An 18,912-nucleotide genomic window follows, 5' to 3' on the forward strand; every position below is an offset into this window, starting at 1 on the left:
CGGGCCCGTACGATGCGCCGACAGACGCTGCCGGGAGCAGCGCGCGAGGGCCGCCGGCCGGCCCGCCGGCGCCGCCGTGCGGCCCTGCGGGCCGGGTATCGTCATGCCTGTCCACGCAAGGAGCGCCCCGATGAGTCACGCGCCGGAATCTCTCAAGTTCGCCTACTGGGTGCCCAATGTCAGCGGCGGTCTCGTCGTCAGCAAGATCGAGCAGCGCACCAGCTGGGATATCGACTACAACCGCCGTCTCGCCCAGCTCGCCGAACAGCACGGCTTCGACTATGCGCTGTCGCAGATCCGCTTCACCGCCGGCTACGGCGCGGAGTACCAGCACGAGTCGGTCGCGTTCAGCCATGCGCTGCTCGCCGCCACCGAACGCCTGAAGGTGATCGCCGCGATCCTGCCCGGGCCCTGGCATCCGGCCGTGGTCGCGAAGCAGCTCGCCACCATCGACCAGCTGACGGGCGGGCGCGTCGCGATCAACGTGGTCAGCGGCTGGTTCAAGGGCGAATTCACCGCGCTCGGCGAGCCCTGGCTCGAACATGACGAGCGCTACCGGCGCTCGGAGGAGTTCATCCGCGCCGTGAAGGGCGTGTGGACCGAGGATCATTTCACGTTCAAGGGCGATTTCTACCGCTTCAACGACTACACGCTGAAGCCGAAGCCGCTCCAGCAGCCGCATCCGGAGATCTTTCAGGGCGGCAATTCCACCGCCGCGCGGCGCATGGCGGCGGCGGTGTCGGACTGGTATTTCATGAACGGCAACACGCTCGACGGCCATCGCGCGCAGATCGACGAGATCCGCGCGGCGGCCGCGGCGCAGGGGCGGCGCGTGCGCTTCGGCGTGAATGCGTTCGTGATCGCGCGCGACACCGAGGACGAGGCCCGCCAGGTGCTCGACGACATCGTCCGGCACGCCGACGTGGACGCCGTGCAGGCGTTCGGCCATGCCGTCAAGCAGGCCGGGCGCGCCGCGCCGGACGGGCAGGGCATGTGGGCCAACTCGACGCTCGAGGATCTGGTCCAGTACAACGACGGGTTCCGCACCAACCTGATCGGCACCCCTGAGCAGATCGCCGAGCGGATCGTGGCCTTGCGCGCGATCGGCGTCGACCTGGTGCTGACGGGCTTCCTGCATTACCACGAGGAGGTCGAGTACTTCGGCCGCCGCGTGCTGCCGCTCGTGCGCGAGCTGGAGCGGCAGGCCGACGCGCAGCCGGCCTGACGGCCGCCGGCGCGGGAGGCGCGCGCCGCACTGATCAAGTGTCCTGAACAAGCCGATGCCCGGCCGATCGCGTCGTGACGCGATCGGCCGGGTTCGATTTCGCGCGCGTTCACGCCGCTGCAATATTGGCGAGCACACAATCCGAACCTGACAATTCGTCAGTATTGCGGCGGCTGCGACGCAGCGACCGCGCACATACAAGGGGCCGGTATGATCAGAACGCTTTCGCGCGTGTTGGGCGGGCTCGTCCTCGCGTTGACCTGCAGCTTCGCCAGCGCGCAGTCCTACGATTACCTGTTGCTCGCCAGCTCCTGGGAGCCGGGCTTCTGCGCGACGCACGACACGCCGGAATGCACGAGCCTGGCAGGCTCGTTCGCCGCGAACAACCTGTCGCTGCACGGCCTCTGGCCGAACAACTACGACGGCAACCAGCCGTTCTTCTGCGGCGTGCCGCAGAACGACGTCGACCTCGACAACGCCCATGCGTGGTGCAGCATGGACGCCTATCCGATCAGCGCCGCGACCCGCAATACGCTGTCGACCTACATGCCGGGCGTCGCGTCGTGCCTCGACAAGCACGAGTGGTTCAAGCACGGCACCTGCGCGGCCGCGGCTTCGCCGGACGCCTACTGGAACCAGGCGACGGGCATGATCAGCCGGCTCGCGAACACCTCGTTCAACAGCTTCCTGCAGGCGAACGCGGGCCGGACCGTCACGCGCAACCAGCTGCTGAGCGCGTTCGAGACCGCCTTCGGCAGCAACACGCGCAACGCGGTGTCGCTCAAGTGCACGAAGGCGAACGGCGTCAGCTATTTCACCGAGGCGTGGATTTCGGTGAAGACGAGCGCGGCCGCGCAGTTCCCGAGCGCGGCGTCGCTCGTGACCGATGGGAACGTGCAGGGGACCTGCCCGAGTTCGGGCGTGTTCATCGCGCGTTGATGCCGCTTCGGCGTCGCGGCGCGCGCGGCCTTGCGTTTGACGCCTGAGCATCGGCGCGGTCGCGAAGCGCCGCGTAATCGCGGGCGGAACGGTGGGGCGGCGCGATCCCGCTACCCGAAGCCCGCCGTCATTCCTCGGCGCGGCTCTCCCGCGCATCGGCGGCGAGATATCGCCCGGGCGTCGTGCCCAGGGCGCGGCGGAACATGTCGATGAACGCGCTGACGTTGTCGTAACCGAGATCGAGCGCGATGGTGGTGACGGGCGCCCCGTCCGCGACCCGTTCGAGCGCGCGCAGCAGGCGCGCCTGCTGACGCCACTGCGCGAAAGTCATGCCGGTCTCCGCCATGAAGCGACGGCTGAGCGTGCGCGGCGCGATCCCGGCCCAGCCTGCCCATTCCTCGAGCCGGCGGTTGTCCGACAGGTCGCTCGCCAGGGCGTCCGTGATGCGGACGAGCCGTGGATCGCGCGGGCTCGGCAGACCGAGCGATTCCGGCTTCGACGCGGCCAGTTCGTCGACGATGACCTCCGCGATGCGCGTTTGCGCCGGATCGAGATCGACGCCGGGCCAGGTCGCGGCGCGTCTGACGCTCTCGCGCAGCAGGGGCGTGGTCCTGATCGCTCGGGATTCCCGCGGCAAGCGTTCGCAGCGCGGCTCGGCGATGAACACGCTCCAGCCGGAGAAGGGGCCGTAGGAACGGATCGAGTGGACGCAGTGCGGCGGAATCCAGATCGCGTGGGTGGCGGGCACGACCCACTGCTGCGCGTCGAGGCCGACCGAGACGAGCCCGCTCAGCGCGCCCATGAGCTGGCCGCGCGGATGACTGTGCGGCGACGTCGCGCGCGCTTCGCGCTGAGTCAGTTCCGCCGCGGCGAGGAACGGGCCATCGGGCGACAACACGAGATCGGGTCGGATGATACGGGTTTGCATGGCCGGAAGACAGGATCGAGTGACCTTTATACCGGAGACGGGCCGATTCCGCATCAGTAGACTGGTTCCCCGTCGCGGTCTTGGCGTCGAACATGTCGCCGGCCGGACAGGCGCTCGACGATTGCATTGACCAGGCCGATTGGAACGGCGCGAGGCTTCGCAAGGGGGCGGTTGCCGCTTCTCTCGATCGCCGCGTCGGCTCGAGTCGACGGATGCGTGACTTCCGTTCGCGCGGCCGGGCCGGCGCTTGGCCCGGCGACCTGCGCCGACGCGCGCCATCGTATCCATTCAAGCTCAAGGATTCCTCATGAAAGCAGCAGTCGTCAAAGCGGCGGGCGCAGCGCCCGTTTACACCGATTTCGATCGCCCCGATCCGCTTCCCGGCCATCGCATCGTCGAAGTCGCCGCGTCCGCGCTCAGTCACGTGACGCGCTCCAAGGCGTCGGGCTCGCACTATTCGTCGTCCGGCGCGTTTCCGTTCGTGGCGGGGCTCGACGGCGCGGGGCGGGACGCGAACAGCGGTCGGCGCGTGTATTTCTTCTGGCCTCGCGCGCCGTACGGCGCGATGGCGGAGCAGTGTCTCGTTCCCGACGCCCATTGCGTCCCGCTGCCGGACACCATCGACGACGTCACGGCCGCCGCGATCGCCATTCCCGGCATGTCGTCGTGGGCGGCGCTCGTCGAACGCGCGAAGTTCGCGGCGGGCGAGACCGTGCTGGTCAACGGCGCGACGGGGACGTCGGGGCGGTTGGCGGTGCAGATCGCCAGGCATCTGGGTGCCGGACGGATCATCGCGACCGGCCGTGACGCGGGCGTGCTCGAATCGCTGAAGGAGGTTGGGGCGGACGTCGTCGTTTCGTTGCGGCAGGACGCGGACGCGTTGAGCCGCGCGTTCGAGGCGCAGTATCGGGAAGGCGTCGACGTGGTGCTGGATTATGTGTGGGGGCCGAGTGCGCTGTCCTTGCTGACGACGGCGGCGCGCACGCTGGCCGAGGATGCGCCGCTGCGATTCGTGCAGATCGGCGCGCTCGGCGGCGGCGAGATCCTGCTGCCGGCCGCCGCGTTGCGCGCCGCGCCGATTTCCCTGCTCGGCAGCGGTATCGGCAGCCTTTCGCTGTCGGGCGTCCTGCATGCGATGCGGCAGGTGTTCGAGGCCACGGCGACGGCGGGGTTGCGGATTGCGACCGAGGCGATTCCGCTCGCGGACGTCGGGGCGCGTTGGGGGGAGATCGACAGCATTCGTCGCGCGGTGTTCGTGCCCGGCGGGCGGATTTGAGGGCGGCGGCAAGGTGCAATGCCGTCATCGAGGCATCGATGCTCGCGAGGTCGCTTCCCGTCTGATCCCGTCTGATTCGGGAACGTGGCGCAGGTCGCCGGACGGCGCGCTTGCGCCGGAAAGCCCGACGTTACGCCGATTCCGTTCGGTGCATCGGTTCGGACCAGGCGACGCGGCCTTCATCTGCTCGGCTTCCTGCGTCGGTGCGCGGCCGACAAACGCTTGATTCGCGGCTGAACCGCGAGGGGCTCTCAGAGCCGACGCGCGCCGCCGCGGCGGCCGCCGTCAATCCGGCGCGGATCACGGTCGTCGCGGACGGCGACGGCATCGCCGCGCTGGCGGCTCACGGATGAAGCGCGCCGATCCGAGGGAAATTGCGGAAATTGTGCTCTTTCTCGCATCCGCGCGCGCCAGCTTCATGGTTGGATCGGTCGTCATGGCGGACGGCGGGATGAGTGCGAAAGTGGGCCCGTAGCGGCAGACGGGCCGGGTTGAAACGACATCGGGCCTCTCGCATCCTCAAGGCGCGCATGGATGGCGACCCGGGCGAGGAGGCGGCCTGCGGCGATCGCTCCCAAGGAAGGCGCTCGCCGATCCGTGCCGTCTGAGCCGTCCCGTCGGCTTAGTTTCGCGCTTCGAAAGCCATTCTCACGGCAAGCCCCGCAAGAACGGTTCCCATGAGCCAGCGCTGTATCAGTAGCCAGGACAGAATGGTGTGCATTTCGACCACGTTGAAGGCGGCGCGCAGCGGCATGCCGCTTTGCGCGAAATAATCCGCGATCAACGGCCCGCAACCCGCGTTCGAGAAAATAAACGGCAGCGCGGACAACTGCTTCGTCGACACGCGCTTGCGGCCGTCGAACGTACCGGCTGCCGCGACTGCGACGAAATTCTCTTCGAGCAGCGGCAAATGGTGAGTGAACGTTTTCGCGCCGGCCACGACGCCCACGTCGGCGGTGCCATCCTCGATCCATCCTTCGACTTCCGCATCGGTGCCTTCGAGCAGCACGGCCGACACGCCCGGATGCAGCGCTTTCAACGCTTCAAGCGCGGGCACGACGAACGTCAGGGATACGCTTGGCAGCGACGCGACGATCAGCCGCCCTTCGAGCTTGCCTCGCGACAGGCTGAACTGCTGACGCAGCGTCTGCGCTTCCCGCACGACGTTGCGAACGTACGGCCACAGACGCTCGCCCGCGGCGGTCAGGGCGACCGGTTGCCGGTCGCGTATGAGCAGCTTGACCTGCATGATGTCCTCCAGCTCGGTCAACGCGTGGCTGATCGCGGATTGACTGCGATTGAGCCGATCGGCGGCTGCCGTCAGCGAGCCCGGCTCGACTACGGCGGCGAGGATCGAGCGCTCCGAATATGTCGTTAGGTTCTGTTCACATCCTCACAAGCGCCGAAAGGCACCGGCAAGCGCAACGAAGGCGAGATAGTTGCGCGCGAGCTTGTCGTATCGAGTGGTGACGTGACGAAAATGTTTGGTGCAATTGAAGAGGCGTTCGACGATGTTTCGAGTCCGATACAGCACTCGGCGGTGCCGCCGCTTGGCCTTTCAATTCTCCCGGGGGATGACAGCCTGACAGTGCCATTTGATCATCGATGAAATGAACTCGAGGCGGTTGATTGCGTGGATTATCGGTCGAATTGCGGCCCGTGTTCGTGATGTCGTTATTTTTTGATTAAAAAATGATGCATAAATGGACGGCAGTGCAATGAATCCGATGCGTAGTCGGCAAGTCGCGCACGATGAACATTTTCATGATGTCGGATTGAATCACTCCACCACCCTTGAGGTTGCCAATGTGCTGATCATTGACATTTCTTCTGACCTTTTAATCGGTGACATCTTTGCTAACTGTCAATTCTCTTTCAGTTTATACGCTTGCCACGCGAGGGGGCAGACGAAATTTCGGTTCGCCTTCTGGAATTTACATTTCTTATAATTTCTGTGACAAAAATTTTCAATGTTGTTTTGAAATGTGAACTAATTTATATAGAATTTAGTTTGATAAATAAAATAATATTAGTTGTTGTGTTTTGCTGGGACCGATGAAGGCTGTAGTCGCACATTGAATTTTATATCCGAAAATCTGCCTTTGAGGGTGGGGTGTTGGGAATGAAAATTAAAATCTTCGAGACTTGTCGCTCGCGTGATTTTTTATGTGCGAAACGAGTCATCCACGCCTGAATTGCGAGACGGCGCATGAGCAGATGGGGTAATGCAAATGAATAAGTCATATCGGGCGATCTGGAATGAGTCGCTGGGGGCGTGGGTTGCCGTATCGGAACTTGACTCTGCCAGAGGCAAGTCGAAGAAATCAAAGGTCGTTCATTGCATTGCCCTGGCTGCAGTGGCCTTGGGCGCACTGACGCATGATGCTCATGCGCAGTACGTGAATAATGCTGCATGGGCTTCGGCGAGTGGCGGCAATGCCATAGCGATCGGTTCCAACACCACCTACATCGCCAACGCCAGCGGTTATCAGGCCGTGGCAATTGGCTCGGCTGCCACGGCGTCCAATACTAGCGCCGTAGCTGTTGGTGTTGGAGCTCTCGCTTCCGGTCTCAGCACCAGTGCATACGGGGGGTATTCCAGTGCCACCGGGACCAATTCTGTAGCCATAGGCGCAGGTTCCACCGCAGCTACCACAGGCTCGGTCGCCCTCGGCTACAACTCCGTCACGACCGGCACGGCATCCGCCGCCACTGGCGGGACGGACACGGTCAGCAGCGCGACGATAGGAAGTGTGACTTATGGATCGTTTGCCGGTACGAGTGGTACCGCCGGTGTTGTGAGCGTAGGGAGTGCGGGCAATGAGCGGCGCATACAAAATGTCGCAGCAGGCCTGATTAGCGCGACCAGTACCGATGCGGTAAACGGCAGCGAACTGTATTCGGTCGCCAGTACGATAGGTTCCACCATCACTTCGCTGTCGACGTCCACGTCGACCGGGATTTCATCGCTGTCGACCGGCTTGTCCACGACGAACAGCACCGTGACGTCGTTGTCGACTTCGACCTCGACGGGTTTGTCGTCGGCGAACAGATCGATCACGTCGCTGTCCACCTCGACGTCGACTGGCTTGTCCACGACCAACAGTACCGTGAAGTCGTTGTCGACATCGACTTCGACGGGTCTGTCGTCGGCGAACAGCTCGATCACGTCGCTGTCCACTTCGACGTCAACCGGTATTTCGTCGCTGTCGACGGGCTTGTCCACGACGAACAGCACGGTTACGTCGTTGTCGACTTCAACGTCGACGGGTTTGTCGTCGGCGAATAGTTCGATCACGTCGCTGTCCACTTCGACGTCGACCGGAATTTCATCGCTGTCGACGGGTTTGTCCACGACGAACAGCACGGTTACGTCGTTGTCGACGTCGACATCGACGGGTTTGTCGTCGGCGAATAGTTCGATCACGTCGTTATCCACTTCGACGTCAACCGGTATTTCGTCGCTGTCGACGGGCTTGTCGACGACGAACAGCACTGTTACGTCGTTGTCGACGTCGACATCGACGGGTTTGTCGTCGGCGAATAGTTCGATCACGTCGTTGTCCACTTCGACGTCAACCGGTATTTCGTCGCTGTCGACGGGCTTGTCCACGACGAACAGCACTGTTACGTCGTTGTCGACGTCGACATCGACGGGCTTGTCGTCGGCGAATAGTTCGATCACGTCGCTGTCCACTTCGACGTCAACCGGGATTTCATCGCTGTCGACGGGCTTATCCACGACGAACAGCACCGTGACGTCGTTGTCGACGTCGACGTCGACGGGCTTGTCGTCGGCGAACAGTTCGATCACATCGCTGTCCACTTCGACGTCGACCGGAATTTCATCGCTGTCGACGGGCTTGTCCACGACGAACAGCACTGTTACGTCGCTATCGACGTCGACATCGACGGGCCTGTCGTCGGCGAATAGTTCGATCACGTCGTTGTCGACATCGACGTCAACCGGCATTTCGTCGCTGTCGACGGGTTTGTCCACGACGAATAGCACGGTTACGTCGTTGTCGACTTCAACGTCGACGGGCTTGTCGTCGGCGAATAGTTCGATTACGTCGTTGTCCACTTCGACGTCAACCGGCATTTCATCGCTGTCGACGGGCTTGTCCACGACGAACAGCACGGTCACGTCGTTGTCGACGTCGACGTCGACGGGCTTGTCGTCGGCGAATAGTTCGATTACGTCGTTGTCCACTTCGACGTCGACCGGCATTTCATCGCTGTCGACGGGCTTGTCCACGACGAACAGCACTGTTACGTCGCTGTCGACTTCGACATCGACGGGCCTGTCGTCGGCGAATAGTTCGATCACGTCGTTGTCGACATCGACGTCGACGGGTCTGTCGTCGGCGAACAGTTCGATCACGTCGCTGTCCACTTCGACGTCAACCGGCATTTCGTCGCTGTCGACGGGTTTGTCCACGACGAATAGCACGGTTACGTCGTTGTCGACTTCGACCTCGACGGGCTTGTCGTCGGCGAATAGTTCGATTACGTCGTTGTCCACTTCGACGTCAACCGGCATTTCATCGCTGTCGACGGGCTTGTCCACGACGAACAGCACGGTCACGTCGTTGTCGACGTCGACGTCGACGGGCTTGTCGTCGGCGAACAGTTCGATCACATCGCTGTCCACTTCGACGTCGACCGGCATTTCATCGCTGTCGACGGGCTTGTCCACGACGAACAGCACTGTTACGTCGCTGTCGACTTCGACATCGACGGGCCTGTCGTCGGCGAATAGTTCGATCACGTCGTTGTCGACATCGACGTCGACGGGTCTGTCGTCGGCGAACAGTTCGATCACGTCGCTGTCCACTTCGACGTCAACCGGCATTTCGTCGCTGTCGACGGGTTTGTCCACGACGAATAGCACGGTTACGTCGTTGTCGACTTCGACCTCGACGGGCTTGTCGTCAGCGAATAGTTCGATTACGTCGTTGTCCACTTCGACGTCAACCGGTATCTCGTCGTTGTCGACGGGCTTGTCGACGACGAACAGCACGGTCACGTCGTTGTCGACTTCAACGTCGACGGGCTTGTCGTCGGCGAACAGCTCGATCACGTCGCTGTCCACCTCGACGTCAACCGGCATTTCGTCGCTGTCGACGTCGACATCGACAGGTTTGTCGACGACGAATAGCACGGTCACGTCGTTGTCGACGTCGACGTCGACGGGCTTGTCGTCGGCGAACAGATCGATCACATCGCTGTCCACTTCGACGTCAACCGGCATTTCATCGCTGTCGACGGGCTTGTCGACAACGAATAGCACGGTCACGTCGTTGTCGACATCGACGTCGACGGGTCTGTCGTCGGCGAACAGTTCGATCACATCGCTGTCCACTTCGACGTCAACCGGCATTTCATCGCTGTCGACGGGCTTGTCCACGACGAACAGCGCCGTCACGTCGTTGTCGACTTCGACCTCGACGGGCTTGTCGACGACGGACAGCACGGTCACGTCGTTGTCCACTTCGACATCGACGGGCTTGTCGTCGGCGAATAGCTCGATCACGTCGCTGTCTACCTCGACGTCAACCGGTATTTCGTCGCTGTCGACCGGCTTGTCGACGACGGACAGCACGGTCACGTCGTTGTCGACATCGACGTCGACGGGCCTGTCGTCGGCGAACAGTTCGATCACGTCGCTGTCCACTTCGACGTCGACTGGTATTTCGTCGCTGTCGACCGGTTTGTCGACGACGGACAGCACGGTCACGTCGCTGTCCACTTCGACGTCAACCGGTATTTCGTCGTTGTCGACGGGCTTGTCGACGACGAATAGCACGGTCACGTCGTTGTCGACATCGACGTCGACGGGCCTGTCGTCGGCGAACAGCTCGATCACGTCGCTGTCCACTTCGACGTCGACTGGTATTTCGTCGCTGTCGACCGGCTTGTCGACGACGAACAGCACGGTCACGTCGTTGTCGACGTCGACATCGACAGGTCTGTCGTCGGCGAATAGCTCGATCACATCGCTGTCCACTTCGACGTCAACCGGTATTTCGTCGCTGTCGACCGGCTTGTCGACGACGGACAGCACGGTCACGTCGCTGTCCACTTCGACGTCGACCGGTATTTCGTCGTTGTCGACGGGCTTGTCGACGACGAACAGCACGGTCACGTCGTTGTCGACATCGACGTCGACGGGCCTGTCGTCGGCGAACAGATCGATCACATCGCTGTCCACTTCGACGTCAACCGGTATTTCGTCGCTGTCGACCGGCTTGTCGACGACGGACAGCACGGTCTCGACGGGCCTGTCGTCGGCGAATAGCTCGATCACGTCGCTGTCTACCTCGACGTCAACCGGTATTTCGTCGCTGTCGACCGGTTTGTCGACGACGGACAGCACGGTCACGTCGCTGTCCACTTCGACGTCAACCGGTATTTCGTCGCTGTCGACGGGCTTGTCGACGACGAACAGCACGGTCACGTCGTTGTCGACATCGACGTCGACGGGCCTGTCGTCGGCGAACAGCTCGATCACGTCGCTGTCCACTTCGACGTCGACTGGTATTTCGTCGCTGTCGACCGGCTTGTCGACGACGGACAGCACGATCACGTCGCTGTCCACTTCGACGTCAACCGGTATTTCGTCGCTGTCGACGGGCTTGTCGACGACGAACAGCACGGTCACGTCGTTGTCCACTTCGACATCGACGGGCTTATCGTCGGCAAATAGTTCGATCACGTCGTTGTCGACTTCAACGTCGACAGGCCTGTCGTCGGCGAACAGCTCGATCACGTCGCTGTCCACCTCGACGTCAACCGGTATTTCGTCGTTGTCGACGGGCTTGTCGACGACGAATAGCACGGTCACGTCGTTGTCGACGTCGACGTCGACGGGCCTGTCGTCGGCGAACAGATCGATCACGTCGTTGTCCACTTCAACGTCGACGGGCTTATCGTCGGCGAATAGCTCGATCACATCGCTGTCCACTTCGACGTCAACCGGTATTTCGTCGTTGTCGACGGGCTTGTCGACGACGAATAGCACGGTCACGTCGTTGTCGACATCGACGTCGACGGGCCTGTCGTCGGCGAACAGATCGATCACGTCGCTGTCCACTTCGACGTCGACTGGTATTTCGTCGCTGTCGACCGGCTTGTCGACGACGAACAGCACGGTCACGTCGTTGTCGACGTCGACATCGACAGGTCTGTCGTCGGCGAATAGCTCGATCACATCGCTGTCCACTTCGACGTCAACCGGTATTTCGTCGCTGTCGACCGGCTTGTCGACGACGGACAGCACGGTCACGTCGTTGTCGACATCGACGTCGACGGGCCTGTCGTCGGCGAATAGCTCGATCACGTCGCTGTCTACCTCGACGTCAACCGGTATTTCGTCGCTGTCGACCGGTTTGTCGACGACGGACAGCACGGTCACATCGCTGTCCACTTCGACGTCAACCGGTATTTCGTCGTTGTCGACGGGCTTGTCGACGACGAACAGCACGGTCACGTCGTTATCGACGTCGACGTCGACGGGCCTGTCGTCGGCGAACAGCTCGATCACGTCGCTGTCCACTTCGACGTCGACTGGTATTTCGTCGCTGTCGACTGGCTTGTCGACGACGGACAGCACGGTCACGTCGTTGTCGACTTCAACGTCGACGGGCCTGTCGTCGGCGAATAGTTCGATTACATCGCTGTCCACCTCGACGTCGACGGGCTTGTCGACGACGAACAGCACGGTCACGTCGTTGTCGACGTCGACGTCGACGGGCCTGTCGTCGGCGAACAGTTCGATCACGTCGCTGTCCACTTCGACGTCAACCGGTATTTCGTCGCTGTCGACGGGTTTGTCGACAACGAATAGCACGGTCACGTCGTTGTCGACATCGACGTCGACGGGTCTGTCGTCGGCGAACAGCTCGATCACGTCGTTGTCCACTTCGACGTCAACCGGTATTTCGTCGCTGTCGACGGGCTTGTCGACGACGAACAGCACGGTCACGTCGTTGTCGACATCGACGTCGACGGGCTTGTCGTCGGCGAATAGTTCGATTACGTCGCTGTCCACTTCGACGTCGACGGGCCTGTCGTCGGCGAATAGTTCGATTACATCGCTGTCCACCTCGACGTCGACGGGCTTGTCGACGACGAACAGCACGGTCACGTCGTTGTCGACTTCAACGTCGACGGGCTTGTCGACGACGAACAGCTCGATCACGTCGCTGTCCACCTCGACGTCAACCGGCATTTCGTCGCTGTCGACCGGCTTGTCCGCGGCGACCAGTTCGATTGTTTCCTTGTCCACCGTAACGAACAATCTGGGCAGCAGCACGGCTTCGGCACTGGGTGGGGGCGCAGCCTACAATCCGGCGACGGGAACGATCAGCGCCCCTGCCTATACGACGTACAACGCGAACGGAACGACAAGTACGGCCAACAATGTCGGTTCAGCGATCGACAATATCAACAGCCAGGGAATCAAGTACTTCCACGCCAACTCTTCTGCGTCTGACAGTCAAGCGCTGGGAGCGAACAGTGTGGCGATCGGCCCGAACGCAGTGGCGAACAATGCCGGCGATGTGGCGCTGGGGAGTGGTTCGGTGACGGCTGCGTCGAACCCGACGGCGACGGGTACGATCGGAGGCGCGACGTACAACTACGCGGGGACGAATCCGACGAGCGTGGTGAGCGTGGGTGCTGCGGGTTCGGAACGTCAGATCACGAACGTGGCTGCGGGGCAGGTGACGGCCACGAGCACGGACGCGATCAATGGATCACAATTGTTCGCAACGAACACGGCGATCAACAGCTTGTCGACCTCGACGTCGACCGGTATCTCGTCGCTGTCGACGGGCTTGTCGTCGGCGAACAGCACGGTCACGTCGCTGTCCACTTCGACGTCGACCGGTATTTCGTCGCTGTCGACGGGCTTGTCGACGACGAACAGCGCGGTCACATCGTTGTCGACGTCGACGTCGACCGGCATCTCGTCGCTGTCGACGGGCTTGTCGACGACGAACAGCACGGTCACGTCGTTGTCGACGTCGACGTCGACGGGCTTGTCGTCGGCGAACAGCTCGATCACATCGCTGTCCACTTCGACGTCAACCGGTATTTCGTCGCTGTCGACGGGCTTGTCGACGACGAACAGCACGGTCACGTCGTTGTCGACGTCGACGTCGACGGGCTTGTCGTCGGCGAACAGCTCGATCGTATCGCTGTCCACTTCGACGTCGACTGGTATTTCGTCGCTGTCGACGGGCTTGTCCACGACGAATAGCACGGTCACGTCGTTGTCGACGTCGACGTCGACGGGCTTGTCGTCGGCGAACAGCTCGATCACGTCGCTGTCCACTTCGACGTCGACTGGTATTTCGTCGCTGTCGACGGGTTTGTCGACGACGAACAGCACGGTCACGTCGTTGTCGACGTCGACGTCGACGGGCCTGTCGTCGGCGAACAGTTCGATCACGTCGCTGTCCACATCGACGTCAACCGGTATTTCGTCGCTGTCGACGGGCATATCCACGACGAACAGCACGGTCACGTCGTTGTCGACGTCGACGTCGACGGGCCTGTCGTCGGCGAACAGTTCGATCACGTCGCTGTCCACTTCGACGTCGACCGGTATTTCGTCGCTGTCGACGGGCTTGTCGACAACGAACAGCACGGTCACGTCATTGTCGACTTCAACCTCGACGGGCCTGTCGTCGGCGAACAGCTCGATCACATCGCTGTCCACTTCGACGTCGACCGGTATTTCGTCGCTGTCGACCGGCTTGTCGACGACGAACAGCACGGTCACGTCGCTGTCCACCTCGACGTCGACCGGCATCAGCTCGCTGTCCACCGGCCTGTCGTCGACCAACAGCACGATCGTGTCGCTGTCGACATCGACGTCAACCGGCATCGGCTCACTGTCCACCGGCCTGAGCACCACGAACAGCTCGGTATCGTCGCTGTCCACCTCGACGTCGACCGCGATCAATGCCGTGAAGACGCATTACTTCAGCGTCAACGATGGCGGCACGCAGCAGGCCAACTACAACAACGACGGCGCCACGGGCATCAACGCCCTCGCCACCGGCGTGAACGCCAGCGCGGCGGGCGCCAGCAGCGTCGCGGTCGGCAACGGTTCGAACGCGCAGTCGGCAGGCGCGGTCGCGATCGGCCAGAACGCATCGGCAACGGGCGGCACGGCCGTGTCGATCGGCTCCGGCAATACGGCAAGTGGCGACGGCGCGGTGGCGATCGGCGACCCGAGCGTCGCGACGGGTACCGGCGCGCTAGCGATGGGCGCGAACGACACGGCGACCGGTAACGGCGCAGTCGCGCTCGGCAACGCGAATACGGCCAACGGCGCCAGCGCGCTCGCCCTCGGCAGCTCGAACCAGGCCACCGCGGACAACACGATCGTACTGGGCAATCAGTCCACGGCCAGCGCTGTCGGCGCCCAGGCCTACGGCTCGAGCGCCACGGCAAGCGCCGCCAACGCACTTGCATTCGGTTCGAACGCCACCGCGAACGTTGCCAATTCGATCGCACTCGGCGCGAACTCGGTCACGAGCGCCGCGAACCCGACGTCGAGCGCCACGATCGGCGGAGTCACGTATTTCTTCGCGGGCAGCACGCCGGCCGGCGTGGTCAGCGTCGGGGCACCGGGCCAGGAGCGTCAGGTCACGAACGTCGCCGCCGGTCAGATCTCGGCCACGAGCACGGATGCGATCAACGGCAGCCAGCTCAACGCGACGAACAACGCGGTCAACGCGCTGTCGACGTCCACCGCGTCGAACGTCGCGTCGCTGTCGACGGGCATCAACTCGCTGTCCACCGGCCTGAGCACGACGAACAGCTCGGTATCGTCGCTGTCCACCTCGACCTCGACCGCGGTCAGCTCGCTGTCGACAAGCCTGAGTGCGACCAACAGCAACGTCAACTCGCTGTCGACGTCGACCTCCACCGGCATCGGCTCGCTGTCCACCGGCCTGAGCGCGACGAACAGCAACGTGGCTTCGCTGTCGTCCGGCGTGACGAACATCAACAACACGCTGAACTCGCTGTCGACGACGATCAACAACAACAACAACAACAACAACAACAACGCCCGTTCGGCGAACAACGGCAGCATTGCTGCCGACATGAACGGAACCGGCAGCGATGTGCCGAAGGTCACCGCCGGCTCGAACTCGGTGGCGATCGGCGCGAACTCGACGGACGGCGGCCGTCAGAACGTGGTATCGGTCGGCAGCGATACGCAGCAGCGCCAGATCATCAACGTTGCGCCGGGTACTCAGCCGACCGATGCCGTGAACCTTCAGCAACTCAACGCCAGTGCGAACAATACGTTGAATCAGGCAAACAACTACACGAACAGTCAAGTTCAGAGCCTTCAAAACAACATCAGTTCGGTAGAGAAAGACGCGGATGGCGGGGCAGCGGCTGCAATGGCAGTGGCCGGCCTGCCTCAACCGACGCGTCCCGGGATGAACATGGTGGCGTTGGCCGGTAGTGTTTATCGCGGTCAATCGGGCCAGGCGCTTGGACTTTCCAGGGTCTCAGAGAATGGGCACTGGGTGTATAAGGGCGCTGTCACCACGAATACGCGAGGCGCATACGGTGTGGTGGTAGGTGGAGGGTACCAATGGTAAGCCGAGGTCCGGTCGGGATTCGCTATATGCGATGCATCGCATATAGCGAATAGGTATCGTCAGGTTGCCGTCGAAGTCGGAAATATCATGGGGCATGAGGTCTCTGTGCTGCCGTCGGCCAAGGCACTCGTGTCGTTCAAGGGCTATCGGTTTCCGCCGGACATCATTTGCAGCGCGGTTTGGTTGTGCCGCTGTTTCCGCCGAGCCAGCGCGTGGTAGAAGGTATGCGATCCATCATCGGCGCCCTTTGTCTGGTATTTCGGTTCTCTGGATGGAGTGGGGAGGGCGTGGCGTGCCGGACGATGTGAGAAGCGACGCACGTCGGACGTGAGCAACTTCGTCGCCCCTTCCGAAATGGCCGCTACCGGGCAAGGCCGGGGCTGCGTTGGGTCGATTGCTGCCGATGAACGAGTTCCACATTGAGCGCGCCAATGCGCGTTGATATCAATCTGCCGCCGTTGCGCCAAATGAGGCGGGCTCAATTTCGCCGCCTCAAAAAATCGACCGCCCCGAATATGTCGTCAACCACTCCAGCGCCAACGTCCCCGCCAGCGAATTCCCATTCGAATCGAGCCCCGGCGACCACACGCACACCGCCATCTCCCCGGGCAGCACCGCGACGATCCCGCCGCCCACGCCGCTCTTCGCCGGCAGCCCGACGCGGTAGACGAAGTCTCCCGCCGCGTCATACGTGCCGCAGGTCAGCATCAACGCGGACAGCCGCTTCGCGGAACTCGCGTCGATGATCCGCTCGCCGGTGACCGGCGCGACGCCGCCATTCGCGAGGAACAACGCGGCCTGCGCCAGCTCGACGCAGTTCATCGTGATCGCGCATTGCCGGCAGTACGCGTCGACCACCACCTCGGGCGGCATCTGCATGTTGCCGAAGCTCGCCATGAAGTGCGCCATCGCGCGATTGCGCTCCGCGTGCTGCAATTCCGATTGCGCGACGCGCGAGTCGTAGTCGATGTCGGTGACGCCGATCAGCCGCCGCACGAACTCCACGAGCGCCGTCTCGGCCCGCACGAAGCGGCGTGCGAGCACGTCGGTGACCACCAGCGCGCCCGCGTTGATGAAGGGATTGCGCGGCTTGCCGCGCTCGCTTTCGAGCTGCACGAGCGAATTGAACGCGTTGCCCGACGGCTCGCGGCCGACCCGGTCCCATAGCTCGTCGCCGAGCAGCTGGAAGGCGAGCGTGCAGGCGAACAGCTTCGAGATGCTCTGGATCGAGAAGCGCTCGCGCGCCGCGCCGACCGTGTGGACCCCGCCGTCGAGCGTGACGATCGCCATGCCGAAACGATCGGCGGGCACCTTCGCGAGTTCGGGGATGTAGTCGGCGACGCGGCCCGCGCCGATCCAGGGCGCGAGTTCAGCGTGGATGCGTTCGAGGATCAACTGGTAATTCAGATCGGCGGTCATGCAGGCGAAATCAACGGGGCGTAGCGGAGGCGGACCGGCGGCACGCCCTTGTCCGCGAACGGATGCGGCGGGAGCGTGGGCCGGAGGCCGCGATCGAGACGGGGTGCGGCGGTCGAGGCCGCCGCGCCGCGCGGGCGGCAACCCGCATCTCGAAAACGACCGCATGATACTACAGCCGCCCGGCCCGTCAGCCGTGCTGGGCAAGGGCCGGCCGGCGCGGCGCGAGGGGAGGCGAGCGACGGCCGAGCGGGGCGGGCCCCGACGTCATCCCGACGGACCGCGTCGCGCGCGGTGGCGCGCCTCGTCGTCCCGGCGCCCGCCCGCCGGCAAGGAAAATTGTGCAACACGTCGCGTTTCCGGCCGGAGGGATCCAGCCGCGACCGTCCGTCGCGGCATCTGTTTCGAGACGTCGGGCCGCGATCGTGCGTCGCATGCGGATAGCGCCCAATCCCGCCCGGCGGGCCTCCCGCCCGGGCGGTCGATGTTCCGTCCCCATCATTTGCCGCGTTCCGGACGCGGTTTCCGCCCAAAATCCGCCGGCAGGCGAGGATCAAAAATGAGATAGTCTCAGTCGATTTTTGTGTTCTATCCCACCCCCTTTTTCGCGGAATGTATGCGCGGCGGCACCGGCCACGCGTATCATGCGAAATATTTCGGGATATTACGCCGATCATCAGAATGCCCAATGGGCGTTGCGTCCCGTTGTTTTTGTTGAACTCTTGCCTGTATCGACCGACCGCCCATGCCTTTCCGGATTCTTCTCGTCGAGGACGACAATCGTCTGTCGACGCTGATCGCGGGCTACCTGCGCAAACATGACTATGAAGTCGAGACCGTGCTGCACGGCGACGAGGCCGTGCCCGCGATCCTGAGCGGCCAGCCGGACCTCGTGATCCTCGACGTGAACCTGCCCGGCAAGGATGGTTTCGAGATTTGCCGGGAGGCGCGCGAGCACTACGATGGCGTGATCATCATGGTGACCGCGCGCGACGAGCAGTTCGACGAACTGCTGGGCCTCGAATTCGGCGCGGACGACTATGTGCACAAGCCGGTCGAGCCGCGCATCCTGCTCGCCCGGATCAAGGCCCAGCTGCGCCGCGCGCCGGTGCGCCAGGCGGAGACGGCGGCGCAGCCCGAGAGCTATACGTTCGGCAAGTTTTCGATCAACCGCGCGAACCGGACGGTGCGGCTGCCCGACGGCAGCACGCCGGACCTGACCTCCGCCGAGTTCGACCTGCTGTGGGCGCTGGTGTGCCACGCGGGCGAGGTGGTGAGCCGCGACGACCTGATGCTGCAACTGCGCGGCGTGGAGTTCGACGGGCTGGACCGCACGATCGACGGCCGAATCTCGAAGCTGCGCCGCAAGCTGCGCGACGATGCGGGCAGCCCGCAGCGCATCAAGACGATCCGCAGCAAGGGCTACCAGTTCAGCAAGCACGCCTGGGAGTAAAGCGGGGATGGCCGGCGGCCGGGCCGCGCGGCTGGCCCGCGC

8 protein-coding genes and 3 pseudogenes are annotated in these 18,912 nt (G+C 63.1%); 7 read left to right on the forward strand and 4 right to left on the reverse strand.

The window, feature by feature from the left end; translation table 11 throughout:
* The first annotated feature begins 130 nt into the window (after positions 1-130).
* Together sfnG and Bsp3421_RS08245 are read left to right on the forward strand one after the other, a co-directional pair.
* Positions 131-1,225: a dimethylsulfone monooxygenase SfnG gene (gene sfnG / locus Bsp3421_RS08240; RefSeq protein ID WP_273997936.1), complete on the forward strand. Its 1,095-nt coding sequence runs from the start codon at positions 131-133 to the stop codon at positions 1,223-1,225.
* A gap of 210 nt (positions 1,226-1,435) precedes the next feature.
* Positions 1,436-2,164: a ribonuclease T2 gene (locus Bsp3421_RS08245; protein ID WP_273997937.1), complete on the forward strand. Its 729-nt coding sequence runs from the start codon at positions 1,436-1,438 to the stop codon at positions 2,162-2,164.
* 127 nt (positions 2,165-2,291) lie between these two features.
* Here Bsp3421_RS08245 and Bsp3421_RS08250 read toward each other — a convergent pair whose 3' ends face one another.
* On the reverse strand, positions 2,292-3,092 hold the full coding sequence (locus Bsp3421_RS08250; RefSeq protein ID WP_273997939.1) for an AraC family transcriptional regulator: 801 nt from the start codon (positions 3,090-3,092) through the stop codon (positions 2,292-2,294).
* 307 nt (positions 3,093-3,399) lie between these two features.
* Between Bsp3421_RS08250 and Bsp3421_RS08255 the strand changes: the two genes are divergently transcribed.
* Both Bsp3421_RS08255 and Bsp3421_RS08260 read left to right on the forward strand, forming a co-directional pair.
* Positions 3,400-4,368, forward strand: a complete 969-nt coding sequence (locus Bsp3421_RS08255; protein WP_273997941.1) for a quinone oxidoreductase family protein — start codon at positions 3,400-3,402, stop codon at positions 4,366-4,368.
* A 349-nt stretch (positions 4,369-4,717) separates the two neighbouring features.
* Positions 4,718-4,843, forward strand: coding sequence for an SDR family oxidoreductase (locus tag Bsp3421_RS08260; RefSeq protein WP_273997942.1), 126 nt, complete (start codon positions 4,718-4,720; stop codon positions 4,841-4,843).
* A 228-nt stretch (positions 4,844-5,071) separates the two neighbouring features.
* Here the strand turns inward: Bsp3421_RS08260 and Bsp3421_RS08265 are convergent.
* Positions 5,072-5,722: pseudogene (locus Bsp3421_RS08265) on the reverse strand (LysR family transcriptional regulator); the annotation flags it as partial.
* 39 nt (positions 5,723-5,761) lie between these two features.
* Positions 5,762-5,902, reverse strand: a pseudogene (locus tag Bsp3421_RS08270) (IS5/IS1182 family transposase); the annotation flags it as partial.
* 697 nt (positions 5,903-6,599) lie between these two features.
* Here Bsp3421_RS08270 and Bsp3421_RS34280 point away from each other — a divergent pair.
* Positions 6,600-7,268: pseudogene (locus Bsp3421_RS34280) on the forward strand (ESPR-type extended signal peptide-containing protein); the annotation flags it as partial.
* 855 nt (positions 7,269-8,123) lie between these two features.
* Positions 8,124-16,001 (forward strand): YadA-like family protein, encoded by a 7,878-nt coding sequence (locus Bsp3421_RS08275; RefSeq protein ID WP_443111497.1) that lies wholly within the window; start codon positions 8,124-8,126, stop codon positions 15,999-16,001.
* A gap of 492 nt (positions 16,002-16,493) precedes the next feature.
* Here Bsp3421_RS08275 and Bsp3421_RS08285 read toward each other — a convergent pair whose 3' ends face one another.
* Complete coding sequence (locus tag Bsp3421_RS08285) at positions 16,494-17,408, reverse strand: glutaminase (protein ID WP_273998316.1); 915 nt, start codon at positions 17,406-17,408, stop codon at positions 16,494-16,496.
* Positions 17,409-18,162: 754 nt separating this feature from the next.
* On the opposite strand from Bsp3421_RS08285, the gene Bsp3421_RS08290 reads away from it, so the two are divergent.
* Positions 18,163-18,870, forward strand: coding sequence for a response regulator (locus tag Bsp3421_RS08290; protein WP_252987566.1), 708 nt, complete (start codon positions 18,163-18,165; stop codon positions 18,868-18,870).
* Positions 18,871-18,912: the final 42 nt, after the last annotated feature.

Source organism: Burkholderia sp. FERM BP-3421 (assembly GCF_028657905.1).
GTDB lineage: Bacteria > Pseudomonadota > Gammaproteobacteria > Burkholderiales > Burkholderiaceae > Burkholderia.

Coding starts and splice junctions, on each gene's coding strand:
- sfnG (WP_273997936.1), top strand. CDS start 131: ATGAGTCACGCGCCGGAATCTCTCAAGTTCGCCTACTGGGTGCCCAAT.
- Bsp3421_RS08245 (WP_273997937.1), top strand. CDS start 1,436: ATGATCAGAACGCTTTCGCGCGTGTTGGGCGGGCTCGTCCTCGCGTTG.
- Bsp3421_RS08250 (WP_273997939.1), bottom strand. CDS start 3,092: ATGCAAACCCGTATCATCCGACCCGATCTCGTGTTGTCGCCCGATGGC.
- Bsp3421_RS08255 (WP_273997941.1), top strand. CDS start 3,400: ATGAAAGCAGCAGTCGTCAAAGCGGCGGGCGCAGCGCCCGTTTACACC.
- Bsp3421_RS08260 (WP_273997942.1), top strand. CDS start 4,718: ATGAAGCGCGCCGATCCGAGGGAAATTGCGGAAATTGTGCTCTTTCTC.
- Bsp3421_RS08290 (WP_252987566.1), top strand. CDS start 18,163: ATGCCTTTCCGGATTCTTCTCGTCGAGGACGACAATCGTCTGTCGACG.